Annotated in this window: 18 protein-coding genes; 5 read left to right on the forward strand and 13 right to left on the reverse strand. The window is 64.5% G+C overall.

All coding sequences use genetic code 11. The features are described from left to right. Nucleotides 1-297 precede the first annotated feature (297 nt). Nucleotides 298-2,391 carry a methyl-accepting chemotaxis protein gene (locus tag ABIC09_RS20035; protein ID WP_354110307.1) on the forward strand — a complete coding sequence of 698 codons (2,094 nt, stop codon included), beginning with the start codon at nucleotides 298-300 and terminating at the stop codon, nucleotides 2,389-2,391. A gap of 14 nt (nucleotides 2,392-2,405) precedes the next feature. Here ABIC09_RS20035 and ABIC09_RS20040 read toward each other — a convergent pair whose 3' ends face one another. Both ABIC09_RS20040 and ABIC09_RS20045 read right to left on the reverse strand, forming a co-directional pair. Beyond that, the gene (locus tag ABIC09_RS20040; RefSeq protein ID WP_354110308.1) at nucleotides 2,406-3,059 is read right to left on the reverse strand and encodes a DUF2865 domain-containing protein; all 654 of its coding nucleotides are present in this window, start codon (nucleotides 3,057-3,059) and stop codon (nucleotides 2,406-2,408) included. A gap of 18 nt (nucleotides 3,060-3,077) precedes the next feature. Beyond that, nucleotides 3,078-3,848: a L,D-transpeptidase gene (locus tag ABIC09_RS20045; RefSeq protein ID WP_354110309.1), complete on the reverse strand. Its 771-nt coding sequence runs from the start codon at nucleotides 3,846-3,848 to the stop codon at nucleotides 3,078-3,080. A 206-nt stretch (nucleotides 3,849-4,054) separates the two neighbouring features. Here ABIC09_RS20045 and ABIC09_RS20050 point away from each other — a divergent pair, with 206 nt between their 5' ends. The 4 genes from ABIC09_RS20050 (at nucleotide 4,055) to ABIC09_RS20065 (ending at nucleotide 7,487) form a co-directional block, all read left to right on the forward strand. After that, complete coding sequence (locus tag ABIC09_RS20050; protein WP_354110310.1) at nucleotides 4,055-5,167, forward strand: AI-2E family transporter; 1,113 nt, start codon at nucleotides 4,055-4,057, stop codon at nucleotides 5,165-5,167. A gap of 76 nt (nucleotides 5,168-5,243) precedes the next feature. After that, nucleotides 5,244-5,615 (forward strand): ElaB/YgaM/YqjD family protein, encoded by a 372-nt coding sequence (locus ABIC09_RS20055; protein WP_187435324.1) that lies wholly within the window; start codon nucleotides 5,244-5,246, stop codon nucleotides 5,613-5,615. Nucleotides 5,616-5,701: 86 nt separating this feature from the next. Further along, complete coding sequence (locus ABIC09_RS20060; protein ID WP_148755259.1) at nucleotides 5,702-6,154, forward strand: hypothetical protein; 453 nt, start codon at nucleotides 5,702-5,704, stop codon at nucleotides 6,152-6,154. Nucleotides 6,155-6,344: 190 nt separating this feature from the next. Continuing rightward, a complete protein-coding gene (locus ABIC09_RS20065; protein ID WP_354110311.1) occupies nucleotides 6,345-7,487 on the forward strand; it encodes an OpgC domain-containing protein in 1,143 nt (380 codons plus the stop codon). Between the two features lie 58 nt (nucleotides 7,488-7,545). On the opposite strand, the gene ABIC09_RS20070 is transcribed toward ABIC09_RS20065, so the two are convergent. The 11 genes from ABIC09_RS20070 to urtE all read right to left on the reverse strand — a co-directional run bounded on the left by ABIC09_RS20070 (nucleotide 7,546) and on the right by urtE (nucleotide 16,527). Next, nucleotides 7,546-9,204, reverse strand: coding sequence for a CHASE domain-containing protein (locus ABIC09_RS20070; RefSeq protein WP_354110312.1), 1,659 nt, complete (start codon nucleotides 9,202-9,204; stop codon nucleotides 7,546-7,548). Nucleotides 9,205-9,518: 314 nt separating this feature from the next. Next, a complete protein-coding gene (ureG, locus tag ABIC09_RS20075; RefSeq protein ID WP_148755262.1) occupies nucleotides 9,519-10,142 on the reverse strand; it encodes an urease accessory protein UreG in 624 nt (207 codons plus the stop codon). A 39-nt stretch (nucleotides 10,143-10,181) separates the two neighbouring features. Beyond that, nucleotides 10,182-10,910 carry an urease accessory protein UreF gene (locus ABIC09_RS20080; protein ID WP_354110448.1) on the reverse strand — a complete coding sequence of 243 codons (729 nt, stop codon included), beginning with the start codon at nucleotides 10,908-10,910 and terminating at the stop codon, nucleotides 10,182-10,184. Further along, nucleotides 10,891-11,496 carry an urease accessory protein UreE gene (gene ureE, locus ABIC09_RS20085; RefSeq protein ID WP_354110313.1) on the reverse strand — a complete coding sequence of 202 codons (606 nt, stop codon included), beginning with the start codon at nucleotides 11,494-11,496 and terminating at the stop codon, nucleotides 10,891-10,893. Before ureE ends, ABIC09_RS20080 begins: the two co-directional genes overlap by 20 nt. A 6-nt stretch (nucleotides 11,497-11,502) precedes the next feature. After that, a complete protein-coding gene (locus tag ABIC09_RS20090; protein WP_354032412.1) occupies nucleotides 11,503-11,802 on the reverse strand; it encodes a putative quinol monooxygenase in 300 nt (99 codons plus the stop codon). Between the two features lie 144 nt (nucleotides 11,803-11,946). Next, on the reverse strand, nucleotides 11,947-13,656 hold the full coding sequence (gene ureC, locus ABIC09_RS20095; RefSeq protein ID WP_354110314.1) for an urease subunit alpha: 1,710 nt from the start codon (nucleotides 13,654-13,656) through the stop codon (nucleotides 11,947-11,949). A gap of 37 nt (nucleotides 13,657-13,693) precedes the next feature. After that, nucleotides 13,694-14,233 carry an HD domain-containing protein gene (locus ABIC09_RS20100; RefSeq protein ID WP_354110315.1) on the reverse strand — a complete coding sequence of 180 codons (540 nt, stop codon included), beginning with the start codon at nucleotides 14,231-14,233 and terminating at the stop codon, nucleotides 13,694-13,696. Nucleotides 14,234-14,287: 54 nt separating this feature from the next. Beyond that, a complete protein-coding gene (locus ABIC09_RS20105; RefSeq protein ID WP_148755346.1) occupies nucleotides 14,288-14,593 on the reverse strand; it encodes an urease subunit beta in 306 nt (101 codons plus the stop codon). Between the two features lie 9 nt (nucleotides 14,594-14,602). Continuing rightward, nucleotides 14,603-14,905 (reverse strand): urease subunit gamma, encoded by a 303-nt coding sequence (locus ABIC09_RS20110; RefSeq protein WP_148755268.1) that lies wholly within the window; start codon nucleotides 14,903-14,905, stop codon nucleotides 14,603-14,605. Between the two features lie 40 nt (nucleotides 14,906-14,945). Further along, nucleotides 14,946-15,779: an urease accessory protein UreD gene (locus ABIC09_RS20115; RefSeq protein ID WP_354110316.1), complete on the reverse strand. Its 834-nt coding sequence runs from the start codon at nucleotides 15,777-15,779 to the stop codon at nucleotides 14,946-14,948. A 52-nt stretch (nucleotides 15,780-15,831) separates the two neighbouring features. Next, a complete protein-coding gene (gene urtE / locus ABIC09_RS20120; RefSeq protein ID WP_148755270.1) occupies nucleotides 15,832-16,527 on the reverse strand; it encodes an urea ABC transporter ATP-binding subunit UrtE in 696 nt (231 codons plus the stop codon). Between the last annotated feature and the right edge of the window lies 1 nt (nucleotide 16,528).

The following is a 16,528-nucleotide window of genomic DNA, read 5'->3' on the forward strand; positions in this document are numbered from 1 at the left end:
ACCAACACACCCCACCCCCCCCCGCCCCGCCCGGGGGGCGGCCCACCCCCCCCCCCCCCCCCCCCCCACCCCCCCCCCCCCCCCGCGCCGGCCGGCCCCCCCCCCCCCCCCCACCCCGAGATGCCTACGTAATTTTACGGCAGGCACACTGTCTAAGTTTTTACCCTTTTCAGGCCAAATGCGCTCCAAGCGCCGGCCTTGGGCAGGCGCGTCTGTTGCGCGCATCCCTCTGGTTTCGAAGTTCGTGGGGGTTGCCGTTCTGGGGCACGAACTTCGAAACGCGTACCGGGGTGTCCGATGCTCAACCGCTTGACCGTATCCACGCTGCTGAAGGCGGTGATTCTCTCCACCGCACTCGTCGTCGTCATCGGCTTCTCGATCAGCGCATGGAGCTCGTGGACCCGGCTGCAGCAGGCCAACCGCATCGTTGCGGTCGCGGCAGCCTCGGCCGACGTGTTCAAGGCCATGGCCAACATCCGGGCCGATCGCTCGACCACCAACCGGCAATTGACCAGCGACATCAGGATCGATGCGGATATCGAAAAGTACATCCGCGGCATTCGTGACGAATTGATGCCGGCGCTTGCTCGCGCGATCGACATCCTGCCCTCGATCGATATTCCGCAGCGTGACGCGATCGTCGCCGATCTCACCCGACTCAACAGGGCGCTGCTGGCGCAACAGGCCGAGTTCTGGACTGAGGTCGCCAAGCCCAAAGCCTCGCGCCGCACGGCGCTCGCCACCGAGTATCTCGAGAGCGAGGACGGGCTGATGGCGATACTCGATAAGCTCTCCCCCGTGCTGGCGGCCAGCGTCAACCATCAGGATGCCACCATCGACCAGCTCCTGGCCATCAAGCAGATGGCCTGGCTGCTGCGTCAGAACGCCGGCGAATCCTCGCTCATCGTCGGCAACGCACTGAACAGCGGCAAGGTCACGCCCGAAACCCAGTCCGCCTTCACCAGGTTCGTCGGCGCCACCGATGCCGCCTGGAGCGCGATCGAGCTTGCCGCCACCGGCATGCAAATGCCCCAGGCGCTGTCCGCCGCCATGACCGAGACCAAGTCGGTCTATTTCGATCCGCACTATACCGGTACGCGTGACGGCATCATCGCGGTGATCGCCAAGGGCGAGAAGCCGGCGATGACGGCCAATCAGTGGAGCCCGTTCTCGGTTGGCCGTATGGCGATCGTGGTCAAGCTCGCCGACACCGCCCTGCAAGCCGCCAAGGATCATGCCGCCGTCCAACGCGCCGGCGCGCTGCAATCGCTGCTCGTCCAGCTGGCGCTTCTGATCGCGGCCATCATCCTGACCGGCGCCGCGATGCTCGCCGTCAGCCGCCGCGTGATCACGCCGCTGCATCGGATCCGCGACGCCATGCTCAAGGTCGCCGGCGGCGATCTCGGCGTCGACAGCGGCTATCTCGATCGCCAGGACGAGATTGGCGCCCTTGCCGGCGCGCTGGAAACCTTCAAGCAGCAGGCGATCGACAAGCTCAAGATCGAGGAGCAGGAGCGCGAGCGCAATGCCGGCGCGGCCGCGCGCCAGCGCGCCATGGAGACCTATGTCGGCGAGTTCGAGGGCGTGGTGCGCAAGTCGCTCGGCGAATTGAGCGACGCCTCGGCCGAGATGCGCAAGACCTCGGGCGATCTCTCCGCCGTGTCGCGCCAGACCAACGACCGCGTCCAGGTCGCCGGCAAGGCCTCCAACGATGCCTCCATGAGCGTCGACAGCGTCGCGGCGGCTGCGGAAGAGCTCTCGGCCTCGATCAACGACATCAGCCAGCAGGCCGCGCACGCCGCGGGCATTGCCAGCCGCGCCGTCAATCAAGCGCGCGAGACCGACGGCACCGTGCAGGGGCTGGCTCAATCCGCAGGCCGCATCGGCGAGGTCGTCGGCCTGATCAACACCATCGCGGCGCAGACCAATCTGCTCGCCCTCAACGCCACCATCGAGGCTGCGCGTGCCGGCGAAGCCGGGCGTGGTTTTGCGGTTGTCGCCTCCGAGGTGAAATCGCTGGCGAGCCAGACAGCGAAGGCGACCGAGGAGATTTCGGAGCAGATCGCCGACATCCAGAAGGTCGCGGGCGATGCCATCAACGCAATCCAGGCGATTGGCGGCATCATCGGCGAGGTCAACGAGGTCGCCACTGCGATTGCCGCCGCCGTGCAGGAGCAGGGCGCGGCGACGCAGGAGATCACCCGCAGCACGCAATATGCCGCGCAGGGCACCAAGAACGTGTCCGACAACATCACCGGTGTGAAGGCCGACGCCGACACCGCAGCCGGTGCCGCCGACAATGTCAAGCAGGCCTCACAGATGCTGGAGACCCAGAGCCGCCAGCTCGGCGATCAGGTCAGCGATTTCCTCGGCAAGATCCGGGCGGCGTAGGGGACTTCGCCGCCCTACTCCTTCGCCACCACCGGCACCTGGCGGAATTTTGCGCGGATCGAGTCCGGCAATGGCGAGAAGTTCATCGCGACGCCGCGGCGATCGTTGGCGTTGCGGTTGGCGACGACGAGGCCGTCGCTCCCTGCAACGATATCGCCCTTGCGCAAGGTCGGATCGTCCTCGGCCTTGAGCGAAGCGAGACCGGCCGGGTCCTTGCCGTTGCAGGTACACCCGGACACGATCTCGTTGCGATAGCGGAAGGCGTTCGGCAGGTCGGAATAAGACTTGCCGCCGTCGGTCGTGGCGTCGTCGATATTGCTGCCATAAACCAGCGAGGTTTCTGACGCCGGGCAGAAGCTCTTGCAGGATTGCGCCTTGCTCTCGGCATCGCTGCCTTGCGCCGGGAAATAGCGCCCGTCACAGCCGCGGACGCAATAGGCCGTGCCGCCGCCATAGGACGCGCGCTGGCGCGGCGCGTCGTAGCGCGGCATGTCGTCGTTCGGGAACGGCACCCGAATCTCCGGCGGCGGCCGCATCCGGAAGGCGCCGAACAGCGCCGAGAAGAAATCCTCCGCATGCGCCGAAGGCGCCAGCGCGAGGCCGAGGGAAGCGATCGTGACGAACGCGGCCCTTCCGCAAGCCAACGTGCTGATCGAACGTCTCATCATGTGACCTCACTCAGCTCCTCAATCCACCGACGACGCCGGGATGTTCAGCGCCTGGCGTCCCGAGGGCAGCGTCGTCATGGCGGGCCGCTTGCGTAGGGGATCACCGCCGCGCGCCATCAACGGCGCATTCTTCGGCAGCACCACGACCTTGGCGCCGACATTGACGCGGCTGAACAGGTCACTGACGTCCTCATTGGTCAGGCGGACGCAGCCGGAGGAGACGAACTTGCCGATCGTGGTCGGGTCGTTTGTGCCGTGGATGCGGTATTGGCTGGAGCCAAGATACATCGCGCGCGCACCCAGCGGATTGCCAGGGCCGCCGGCGACGAAGCGCGGCAGATAGGGCTGGCGTGCGATCATCTCTGCCGGCGGATGCCAATCCGGCCACTCCGCCTTGCGGGTGATGTTCTGCACACCCGACCAGGTGAAACCTTCGCGGCCGACGCCGACGCCGTAGCGCATGGCGCGCCCGTTACCCAGCACATAGTAGAGATAGGTGTTGGCGGTATCGATGACGATGGTGCCAGCCGGTTCGTTGCGGTCGAAGCTCACGATCTGCCGGCGCAGCCGATCCGGTAATGCCGCATCCTCGTCGGCGGCCGGCGGCGCCTCGCTTGTGTAGCCCCGCGAATAGATCTGGTCATGCGGATAGGCCTGCGGCTGCATCGGCGCATACCCGAGCGTTTGAGCTTGTGCTGCGAACGGCACCGTCAGTAAAGCTGTCGCAAAGGCAAAAGCAGTGACGACGCGCGGCGAGAAGCTGCGACCGACTACGACGAATTTTGTCATGTGCTGCCCCGTGTGATGTCTGCATCTTGGGTGATGCGGCTTCCTAAGAACGCAGCAGAACCGACTCAAGTTCCGATGGCGCGTGCGGCAGCGACGTCACAGTCAAGCGAGCACAACTTCACGAAGTCGCGACGGAACCGTAACGGCCCTTAGGCGTTTTCTGATGACCAGCGGGCCCCCGGACACCTCCGTGCGGGAGGGAAATTGTGCGCGTCCTTCCCAGTGAACGTCTGATTGCCGGTAACGACGAAGGTACTCCGCTTCCCGACAGCCATACCGAACTGCCTCCGGTGATCCGGCGCACCGAGTTTGTTGCCTTTGCGCTTGCCGGTCTGCTTCTGATCGCCGTCGTCGCCGTGCTTTACGTCGCCAAGGCGTTCTTTCTCCCGGTCGTGATGGCCGTCGTCGCCGGTACCATGCTGTCGCCGGCCGCCACCTTTCTCGAAGAGCGGCGGGTGCCGCGAGCCCTCGGCGCCGTGCTGATCGTGATCGCGGTGACGACGGTGGTCGCCTTCGTTGTCGCACTGATCGCGGCGCCCGCAATGGAATGGAGCTCACGCCTCCCGGAGCTAGGAGCGCAGTTGAGGGAGAAGGCGCATGTGTTCGACCGACCGCTCGCGCTGTGGAAGGAGCTGCAAACCATTGTCGGCGGCTCCGATGGCCTGCCGACCGTCGCCCTGCCGAAAGCGGAATGGGTGCAGCCGACGCTGGAATTCGTGTCGCCAACTTTCGCTGAATTCCTGCTGTTCTTCGCCACTCTGATCCTGTTCATCGCAAGCTGGCGCGATCTGCGACGCGCCATGATCATGAATTTCGGCGACCACGACGCGCGGCTGCGCACGCTCCGGATCCTCAACGAGATCGAGGTGCATCTCGGCAATTATCTGCTGACGGTCACGGCCATCAATATTGGCGTCGGCATCGCCACCGGCATCGTCTGCGCGGTCACCGGCATGCCCAACCCGGCCGGGCTCGGCGCGCTTGCCGCTGCGCTCAACTTCATTCCGATTATCGGACCGGTCGCCATGTTCGTCATGCTGGCCGTGGTCGGCCTGGTCGCATTCCCGACTATCGGCGGCGGCCTGATGGCTGCACTCGCCTTCGGCGGTATCACCTTCATGGAGGGGCACTTCGTCACGCCGATTATCATCGGCCGCAGGCTATCGTTGAACGCGCTCGCCGTTTTTATCGCGCTGGCGTTCTGGACCTGGCTGTGGGGACCGATGGGCGCTTTTCTGTCGTCTCCGCTCCTCATCGTGGGGCTGATCCTGAAGGAGCATCTGTTGCCGGAGAATTCGCCGCAATTGCCGCAGGAATGACGGGCTCCGCAAACGGAACTTCCACTGCAACGAAACGTTTTCTGCCCATCTCGCCGCCAATAGTTCGGAGCTTGTGATGTCAATAACCGATGGCGAAGCCAGGATGAGAGACTGGGCCGACAAAGCCACCGCAGAACGCATCGAGAAGGATGTAGCAGCCGTGAAAAGCGATATCGCCGCCCTCACCGACCAGATCACCGACGCCCTCAACACGTTCGCCAACGCCACGGGCAAGCAGGCCCGACGCGGCTACAAGCAGGCGCGCGACAACGTGGATTCGACGCTCGACGACTTCTCGGAGCGCGGTGGCGCGATGATGGACGCGGCGCAGGATGCCTACGGCTCGATCGAGGAGACGCTGGAGGACGCGATCACGCATCGGCCGCTCGCGACCGTCGGCATCGCGCTCGGCATCGGCTTCCTGATCGGCGCGGCCTGGCGTCGCTAGGCGCGCGGTGAAATTTGAGGTCACGACGCCCGCCGCTGTGACCGGCACGTGACGAATTGGCTTGTGGAGACCTGAGGAGCAAGAACGTGTTTCAGCGCATCATCGACGGCATCAGCGCATCGACGGGAACGACTGTGCGGCTGACCTCGCTGGCGGCGGGCGCAGCGTTCGCGCTCTTCATCACCACATGCTTCCTCTGCGCGGCGGTCTTCATCGCCGTGCTGGAAAAGTACGGCCCCGTGCAGGCTTGCCTTGCCGGTGCCGGGATCTTCTTCCTGCTGACGCTTGCCGCCGCAGGGAGCTATTGGGGCTACAAGCGCGAGATGCGGACACGTGCCCGCATCGCCGCCGAGCACGCCGCGAAGGCGGCCCCGAGCATGCTCGCCGATCCCATGCTGATCGCGACGGGCCTGCAGATCGTCCGCGCCATCGGGGTCAAGCGGCTGTTACCGATCCTGGCCATCGGCGGCGTCGCGCTCGGTATCATGGCAAGCCGCGCCGGCGCGGCCGATGAGGGATCAGTCGAGCCGGCCGAGTAAGGTCGAAACCGCAATCAAGAAAGTTGCGCTGCCGAGCCGACGGGCGGGTTCGCGGGAATTCGACGGCCCTTCTCTGCGCAATTTTTCATCAGCCGCGCTACAATCGGTCCCCCTTCACGCAAACGCTACTCGGACAGGCAGGCGGTTGCCGCTAAAAGCATCGCCCTGATTCCAAGTGAAATAATTAGCAATGAAGCCGTCTGTTAGGGCCAACCTCTCCGCATTCGACCACGACGCAAGGCTGTATTTGACACTCGGCATTGCGACCTGGTCGGTCTTTGTCGATCACATCCCGAACAATGTCGTCAATCTGCTGACGCTGCGCAACTTCGGCTTCAGCGGCGCTGCCGACCTGTTCGTGTTCGTGGTGGGCTATGGCGTCGCCATCATCCACGGCAAGATAGCGCTGGAACGCGGCTATGTCGTCGCCGCGACGCGCATCTTCCGCCGCGTCTGGCGACTCTATGCCGCCTATGTCGTGCTGTTCGTGATCTACATCGACACCATCGCCTATGTCGCCTCGCAATCGATGGCGCCGGAGATCATCAGCGACTACAACATCTCAGGCATTCTCGAACATCCGCTGCGCATCCTGGTCCGCGGCCTCGTGCTGCAGGAGGAGCCGCTGAACCTCGACCTGCTGAAATTGATGATCCCGCTGATGGCCTTCTTTCCGTTTGCCTTGTGGGGGCTATTGCGGCGGCCGAACGTGACGCTGGCGCTCTCTGTCGCGTTCTATTTCGCGGCGCGCTGGTTCGAGTGGGGTTTCCGGACCTATCCGGACCAGGAATGGACGTTCAATCCGTTCTGCTGGCAGATGCTGATGGTGCTGGGCGGCTGGTTCGCCGTCACCGGCGCGTCGGGCCGCGCCTTGCGCAACCTGCCCTGGCTCCGCGTGCTGGCGGGCGCCTATCTGGTGTCGGCGATGGCTATCACCCTGATGCGCCATTCGCCGACATTGTCCGCCTATTTGCCGGATGTCGTGCTCAACGGCATCTCGCCGACCGACAAGGAAAACCTCGCGCCCTATCGCGTGCTCCATTTCCTCGCGCTCGCTTTCATCGCGACCCACCTCATCCCGCCCGACCATCCGGGGCTGCAATGGAAGCCGCTCCAGATGGTGATCAAATGCGGCGAGGAATGGCTCGCCGTGTTCTGCGTCGGCGTATTCCTGTCCTTCGCCGGCCATCTCATCCTGATCACCGGCGCCAATCTGGTGGTGATGCAGATCGGGGTGAGCCTTGCCGGTTTCGCGGCGATGACGGCGGTGGCCTATTATATCTCCTGGTCGAAGCGTCAGGACGAGCCAGCGGCTGTGCGGCAGCGAGCCTAGCCAAGGCATCGCCGGCCTATGCACGCAACCTAGTCGATCTGATGTTGCAGCCGAAGAGCTAGCGCACCGGCTTCACCGGCTGCGACAGCTTTTCCGTGCGGTCGCGCTCGGTCATGTCCACGACCGTCTCCATCGGCGCGGTCAATTCATAGACATAGGAGACATCCGTGAAGTAGCGCTTGGCGATGCCGCCGAGCGCTTCGGGCGCGACGCGGTCGAGCAGGATCAGGCCGAAATCCGAATCCGCCCGGCGCGTCGCCTCGCTCGTGTTGAACTCCTCCCAGCGGAAATGAAACACCGTCTCGTGCTCCTCGCCCGTCACCGTCCAGTTCGCGGTGATGTGCGGATGCTTGCCGACCAGCGACAGGCCCTCGTCGGAATGCGAGGCAAGCTCGAAGAACAGCAGCGACAGGCTCTGGGCGGCACGCGCGCTGACCGCGATATCCGGGCCGCTGACGGCGATACGATCGGCATGCGGAATGGCGCGCGCTTCGAACAGGCCCTTCAGCTTGACACCCTGCCACTGGCTCTCGCTGAGCAGCGAGACCACGTTGGACATAGCGTGGATGCGGCCGATCAGGAGCTCGCGCGCGACATCGATGTCCGAGCCGTGGCGCAGCGTGCGCGTCACAATCGACTGGATCACCGCAAGGATGTTCTTGACCCGGTGGTTGAGCTCGTCGATGACAGCCGTCAACCGCCGCTCGAAGCCGATCCGCACCTGGATTTCGCGGCTCAGCCTCAAGTTATTGTAGGCGACGTAGCCGAACAGGCCGCAGACCATCGCGGTGATGGCGAAGCCGATCGCCGCGACGATGATTGCGGTCTGCTCGGCGCGCCGTGCCGAATTGGACTTGGCGTAATAACCGAGCTGCCAGTCGCGGCCGCCGAAGCTGATGGTGCGCGTCGCCGACGGAGCCGGCCCGTCCGGCGTCGTCATGCGGGTGGAGACGACGCCCTGGTCGTTGGCAACGAGCTCGCCGCCGTCCTTGCGCGGGTCCTTGAGCGCGACCGAGAACAACGACAGATCGTCATTGGTCAGCATCAGCGAAGCCAGCTCGTAGGAAAAGGTGACGAAGCCGACCGGCTCGGTGGCGCCCTCGGGAATGACGGGGGCGGCCACGATGACGCCGATCGGCCCGTTGTCGCTCGAGAGCGGTACGGGGTCGGAAGCAACCGACCGCTTCTCGACCCTGGCGCGCGCCAACATGGCGTTGCGAACCGGGTCGCTATCGTAGCTGCGGCCCGGCAGCGCCTTGGTCTCGTCGCTGCGCGGCTCGAGGTCCATCAGCACGTCGATCGGCTGGGTCAGGCTTGCCGCGGCGATCGGCTTGTCGCTGTAGTCGCGGATCTGCGGTTTCGGAAAGCCGGCGGCCGCAATCGCGGTTTGCGCCGCGGCGAGCTCGTTCGGCTGCAGCCGGGCGACCCAGCCGGCCACCACGAAATCGGTCTTGAAGGCATAGATCGCCGAGCGCAGCGGCTCCAGCATGTTGGGCTTCAGCACCGATGGCGCGCGGAACAGGCCTGAGGCGACGCGCGCCAGCAGCTCACGTTCGGTCGACCTGTCCTGGACGAGGCTCGCATGAACGTCGATCGCGCGGGCCAGCGCAATCCGGTCCAGCGCCAGCTCCTGGTCGTGGACGCGATAGGCCGCAAGCCCGGAGAGCAAGGCTCCGAGCAGAGCGATGAAGCCGATGATGAAACCCAGCCGGACCACGCGACTACTCAGGCGAGGGCAGGAGGTCGGCAATAAACACGGAGCATATCAACGCCGCTCGAACGGCCATGTGCCGAAACAGGGTGGACCCCAGTGGCAGGGATAATGACGGAGGAGGCATCTGTACGCAACTTCGGTCGCCGAAAAAGCTTAATCCGCCCGGCCGATCGTCTGGCCAACAACGGCTCTGCTCCGGGCGCCGGAGGTAGATAATCGCCGTGTCCGAAATTTGTTCCGCAAACGCGGCTTTGCCTCAGACGTTAACGGCGGGAAATGCCTGCGCCACGTCGCCGCGCCCTTTCACCCCACCCGTTTCAGTCCGCGCGTTTCAACCCGCCTTTGGTCTCGATGAACCCCACGATACGGTCGAGCCCCTCGCTCTTCTTTAGGTTGGTCATGACGAAGGGGCGCTCACCGCGCATGCGTCTGGCATCCGTGTCCATCTTCTCCAGCGACGCACCGACATGGGGCGCTAGGTCGATCTTGTTGATGACCAGAAGGTCGGAGCGGGTGATGCCGGGGCCGCCCTTGGACGGAATCTTGTCGCCGGCCGCAACGTCGATGACATAGATGGTGAGGTCGGCAAGCTCCGGCGAGAAGGTCGCCGCCAGATTGTCGCCGCCGGATTCGATCAGCACGAGATCCAGCCCGGGGAATTTGGCGCGCATGTCGGCCACCGCGGCGAGATTCATCGAAGCGTCCTCGCGGATCGCGGTGTGCGGGCAGCCGCCGGTCTCGACGCCGGCGATGCGGTCCGGCGTCAGCGAGCCCGAGCGCACGAGGAATTCGGCATCCCACTTGGTGTAGATGTCGTTGGTGATCGCGGCGATGTCGTAGCGCTCGCGCATGGTCTTGCAGAGCAGATCCATCAGCGCGGTCTTGCCCGATCCAACGGGGCCGCCGACGCCGACACGCAAGGGGCCGTGAGAAGTTGCCATGTCACTCGCTCTCTCTTGATCGGTTGAAGGCTGTACCGCTCACGAGCGAAACAGCCGCGTATATTGTGTCTCGTGCCGCAGGCTGGCGAGATCGGCGCGGAACGTCGCACTGCCGAGGTCGTCCTGTGTCGCGTTCAGCGCCCGATTGGCGGTTATGGCGACGGCGGCTTCCAATTTCACCAGCACGCGCTGGCTGTCGGTCTGGCCGAGCGGAATGAGCCGGCTGGCCGCCGAGATCCAGTTCGAGACCAGCGCGTGCAGGAAGGCGTGCAGGGTCGGCGCCAATGGCACGCTGTGCAGCGCGGCGACGACGCCAACGGCGACGGGATAGACCAGTGGCGTGCGGCACGCCGCGACCATGGCATCCAGGCCGTCGGCATCCCACGCGGCGCGGGAGATCTCGATGAAGGCGCGGCCTTGCGAGGTCGTCTCGAGCTGCCGTTCGCGCGACGGCACGAAGGCGGCAGCGAGCTCGGCGATATCATTCAAGGCGGCGTCTTCACCGGCCTCGGCGGCGCGATAGGCGTGGACAAGAAACGTCGCATCGCAAAAGCCGGAGCCGTCGCCAAGCATGGCATCCAGCCAGTCGGCCAGCGTCGCGATGTCGGTCACGTCGCCCGCTTCGACCGCCCACTCGATGCCGCTGGAATAAGAGAACCCGCCGACGGGAAACGCCGGCGACAGCCACGTCATCAGCCGGTACAGCGCCGCCGCCTCGCTCCCGGCGAGATCACCGGCCTTGACCGGCTCATTTGTGGTCATGAGCATGCTTGTGGCCGTGGTGATGGTCGGGATGATCGCAATGCTCGTCGTGGTGATGATGGTGGTCATGCCCATGGTCATGCGCGCCATGATGGTGGTCGTGGCCGTGATGATCATGGTGATCCTGGTGTCCGTGGTCGTCATGCGCGTGCGCATGGCCGGCCTCGGCATAGGCCCCGCCTTCGGGATCGAACGGCGCCTCGATCTCGACCGCCCGCGCGCCAAGCCCCTTCACCATGGCTTCGATGACGTGGTCGCGGCGAATGCGCAAGGCTTTGGCCATCAGCTGCGTTGGCAGATGGCGGTTGCCGAGATGCCAGGCAACGCGGATGAGGTGGTGCGGATCGCGGCCGCGGATCTCGAGCAGCGGCTCGGGTGCCGCGACCACTTCGACCAGTCGTCCGTCCTCCAGCACCAGCGCATCGCCGCCGCGCAACGCAACGGCATTCTCCAGGTCGAGCAGGAAATTCAGCCCCCGCGTCCCCGTCATCGCCATGCGGCGGCGGTGCCGATCGTCGAAATCGAGCACGACCGTATCCGCCGGCGTTTCCGTGAAGCGGTGCTGTCCCTTAACCTGCGTCGCCCGGATCATGCGCTGTTACCTCGTCTCGACCTTCTCGGGCGTGATGACTTCGATCTTCGGCGGCGCCGTGAAGCATTTCACCGCGACACGGCCAAACGTCTTCATGTGATCCTGGCCGCGATGCGGCACCAGCGCCTCGGCATTCTCCCACTGCTCGACGAACACCATCTTGGAGGGATCGGTGACGCTCTCATGCAGATCGTAGGCGATATTGCCGGGTTCTTTCCGCGTCTCCTTGATGCAGGCGGTGGCGGCTGCAATGAATTCGGCGCGGGTTTCAGGCTTGATGGTCAGGGTGGCAACGACATAGATCACGAGAAATCCTCCCGGCTTTTCTTCTGAAGGTTACGATACCGGGCGGGACATTAGACCAGCCGGGATCGAACGCAAAACCGGAAAAAGCCGCCCCCGGGACATGCAATCGGGACATGCTCCGGGGACATGTGTTGAGGCGCCATTTCAGTACATGAAATATCGCTGCGCCATCGGCAGCACCTCGGCGGGCGCGCAGGTGAGCAGCTCGCCATCGGCGCGCACCTCGTAGGTCTCCGGATCGACCTCGATATTGGGCGTGGCGTCGTTGTGGATCATGCTCTTCTTCGATATCTTGCTGCGGGTGTTCTGGACCGCATAGAGCTTCTTCTCGATGCCGAGTTTTCGCGCGAGGCCGCCGGTAATGGCTGCCTTTGAAGTAAACACCACCGAGGACGCCGTGCGCGCCTTGCCGAAGGCGCCGAACATCGGCTGGTAGTGTACCGGCTGCGGCGTCGGGATCGAGGCGTTCGGATCGCCCATGGGTGCTGCCACGATCGTGCCGCCCTTGACGATGCAGTCCGGCTTGACGCCGAAGAAGGCCGGCGACCACAGCACGAGATCGGCCATCTTACCCTTCTCGACCGAGCCGATCAGCTTCGACACGCCGTGCGCAATCGCGGGATTGATGGTGTATTTGGCGATGTAGCGCTTGACCCGAAAATTGTCGTTGCCCTTGTCCTGCGGCAGCGATCCGCGCTGCTTCTTCATCTTGTCGGCAGTCTGCCAAGTCCGGATGATGACCTCGCCGAGACGGCCCATGGCCTGTGAGTCCGAGGACATCATCGAGAGCGCGCCGAGATCGTGCAGGATGTCTTCGGCCGCAATGGTCTCCTTGCGGATGCGGCTTTCCGCGAACGCCAGATCCTCCGCGATCGAGGGATCAAGGTGGTGACACACCATCAGCATGTCGAGATGCTCGTCGATGGTGTTGCGGGTGAACGGCCGCGTCGGATTGGTCGAGGACGGCAGCACGTTCTTCAAGCCGGCGACCTTGATGATATCAGGGGCGTGACCACCGCCCGCGCCCTCGGTGTGGAAAGCGTGGATGGTGCGGCCCTTGAACGCCTTGATCGTGTCCTCGACGAAGCCGGATTCGTTCAGCGTGTCGGAATGCAGCATGACCTGGACGTCGTAATCATCGGCAACCGACAGGCAATTGTCGATCGCGGCCGGTGTGGTGCCCCAATCCTCGTGCAGCTTCAGCGCGCAGGCACCGCCCTTGATCATCTCGACCAGCGCCGCGGGCCGCGAGGCATTGCCCTTGCCGGAAATGCCGAGATTGACCGGGAAAGCATCGAACGACTGGATCATTCGCCCCATGTGCCAGGGGCCGGGCGTACATGTTGTGGCGAAGGTACCGTGCGAGGGACCGGTGCCGCCACCGAGCATCGAGGTGACGCCGGACATCAGCGCGTGCTCGATCTGCTGCGGGCAGATGAAATGGATATGGCTGTCGAAGCCGCCGGCGGTGAGGATTTTCCCCTCACCTGCGATCACGTCGGTGCCGGGGCCGATGATGATGGTCACGCCCGGCTGGATGTCGGGATTGCCGGCCTTGCCGATACCTGCGATCATGCCCTCCTTGATCGCGACGTCGGCCTTGACGATGCCCCAGTGGTCGACGATCAGCGCATTGGTGATGACGGTGTCGGCCGCGCCCTGCTTGTTGGTGACCTGCGACTGCCCCATGCCGTCACGGATCACCTTGCCGCCGCCGAACTTCACCTCCTCGCCGTAGGTGGTGAAATCCTTCTCGACCTCGATGATGAGATCAGTGTCGGCGAGCCGCACCTTGTCGCCGGTCGTCGGGCCGAACATGTCGGCATAGACGGAACGCTTTATCTTGACGGACATCACAAGCCCCGTTTGTATTTGAATATTGGGTTGGTGCTCACAGCGAGGCCCTCGCTGTGAACACGATGTTATCGAATTCCGTGTCGAGCCAGGCGCTGCCGCCGCGGCAACCGGCGACGACCTGCTCGGCCCAGCCTGTATAGTCGGCGAGGTCGTCACGCTCCTCGGCGGTCTGATCGGAATGGATGCGTGCGCCAATGTTGCTGATCTTGTCGGCGATCTTGATCAGCCTGGCGCCGAGCGACTTGTTGGGTGCGTCGATCACCTGCCGGCGCCGACGCTCCGGCTTCGGCAGGTTCATATCGTCCGTGCATTCGGCGACGAGAGAAGCAACACGCTCGGAGAATTTCTCCGCGAGTTCCTCGCGCGTGGTGTCGGTGTCCTCGATCGCATCGTGCAGCCAGCCGGCCGCGACCAGCTCGGCATCGGACCCATCGGTCGCGGTCGCAAGCAGGTTCGCGACCTCGGCGAGATGGTTGATGTAGGGATCATGTGCGCGCCCCTTGCGCGCCATGCCGTTGTGGCGGTGCGCGGCGAGTTCGGCGGCTTCGGAGATGAGGCGGATTGGCGACAGCATGGCAAAGACCTCCATTTCCGCCTCAACCGCGCCGCGCCGCGCTCGTTCCTGTGCTCACAGCTTTCCCATGACGTCGCCGCGGAAACCGTAGATGGTTTTCTTGCCGGCAAGCGCGACGAGCTGGACGTTGCGGGTCTGGCCGGGTTCGAAGCGGACGGCGGTGCCGGCGGCGATGTCGAGGCGCATGCCGCGGGACTTCTTGCGGTCGAACTTCAGCGCAGGGTTGGTCTCGAAGAAATGGTAGTGCGAGCCGACCTGGATCGGGCGGTCGCCGGTGTTGGCCACCGTCAGCGTCACGGTCTTGCGGCCGGCATTGAGCTCGATCTCGCCGTCCTGGATGAAGAGTTCGCCGGGGATCATCATGCGCTCCTATCGGATCGGTTCGTGAACGGTGACGAGCTTGGTGCCATCAGGGAACGTCGCCTCGACCTGGATGTCGTGGATCATCTCGGGAATGCCCGGCATCACCTGGTCGCGGGCCAGCACCTGCGCGCCGGATTGCATCAGCTCGGCGACGGTACGGCCGTCGCGAGCGCCCTCGAGGATGAAATCGGAGATGATCGCGATCGCTTCGGGATGATTGAGCTTGACGCCGCGGTCGAGCCTGCGGCGCGCCACGATCGCCGCCATCGAGATCAGAAGCTTGTCCTTTTCGCGGGGAGACAGGTTCATGCGAAATCTCTTCCGTTCAGCTCTTCAATTCAGCCAGCCGTCAATTCAGCCAGAGTCGCGGCTGCGCCATGCCGGTGCGCGCCAGCACGGCCATCATGTCGGTGCGCAAGTGCGCCGCATCTTGGGCACAGAACCGCGCCATTGCAAAGCCATTCCAGGCCGAGATTCCGACCTCGCCGGCAAACGAGTCCGATGCCTCACGAATGCGCTCGACCAGGGCCTCGTCGCCGGGCACGATCAGGGCCGTGCCGATCGCAGCGCCCGCCTTGGCGACAGCCGATCGCGCGAGCTTTGCGCCGATATTGCCGTCGAGCCTGATGGTCTCGGCAAAGACCAGCCTGCCGCCACGGCGCAACCGCCAGCGGTCGACGAATTCGCCCTGCTCCATCCGTTCGCCCATGGCGGTGCGGCCGAATACGACAATTTCACAAAGCAGGAGCGAGGCTGCATCATCGAGTTCGATGTCGAAGCGGCGGTGGACCCGGGCGCGATCGAACAGGATCGTCTCCTGGGGCAGCCAGCCGAGATGCGCGCCTGCGGCAACCTTCAAGGCGATATTGAGCTGCGCCGCCGCGCCCGGCGCCCGATAAACCTTTTCGGCGGCCGCCGTTGTCAGCGTCAAACGGGCAGCCTCGGCGGCCGAGATCTCGATGTCGAAGCGATCGCCGCCGGCAACGCCGCCGGCGGTGTTGACGAACACGCCGGAGAGCCCTTCACCTTCCGGCGAAGGAAAGCGCACGCGGAGGGAGCCGGACTCATGCAAAACGCCGCGCCGCGTCACGCCGTCGCGGGCGTGCACGTCGAAGCGCACCGCGCCGCGGGCACGATTGGCTTCGAACACCGAAGATGTCGCCAAAGAGGCGTCGCTGCGCATCCGTCTCCCCCAGCCGGCCGCGGCAGGCTTTTTTGGCTTACAATTTCCCCGCTTACAGCGCCATCTGGCGGCTGATCTCGCTGGCGTCGAGAGTGGAGCGGTCGCAGGTGAACTTCACGGCGCCGCGATCCATCACCGCGAAACTGTCGCCAAGCTCGCAGGCAAAGTCGAGATATTGCTCGACCAGCACGATGGCGATGTTGCCGAGGTTGCGCAAGTAGGAGATGGCCCGGCCGATGTCCTTGATGATCGAGGGCTGGATGCCTTCCGTCGGCTCGTCGAGCAGCAGTAGTTTCGGCCGCATCACCAGCGCACGCCCGATCGCCAGCTGTTGCTGCTGGCCGCCGGAGAGATCGCCGCCGCGCCGGCCGAGCATGGACTCCAGCACCGGAAACAACGAGAACACGTCGTCCGGGATGTGCTTGTCCTCGCGCTTGAGCGGGCCGAAGCCGGTCTTGAGGTTTTCCTCCACCGTCAGAAGCGGAAAGATCTCACGGCCCTGAGGCACGAAGCCGATGCCCTTGCGCGCCCGCTCATAGGGCTTGAGGGCCGTGATGTCGTTGCCGTCGAACACGATCGCGCCCGAGGAGATCGGATATTGCCCGACCATGGCGCGCAACAGCGAGGTCTTGCCGACGCCGTTACGGCCGAGCACGCACGTCACCTTGCCGGGCTCGGCCGCGATCGACACACCACGCAGCGCCTGCGCCGCACCGTAGAACAGGTTGATGTCCTTGACCTCAAGCATC

It is taken from the genome of Bradyrhizobium sp. S3.12.5, from assembly GCF_040548225.1.
Taxonomy (GTDB): Bacteria; Pseudomonadota; Alphaproteobacteria; order Rhizobiales; family Xanthobacteraceae; genus Bradyrhizobium; species Bradyrhizobium cytisi.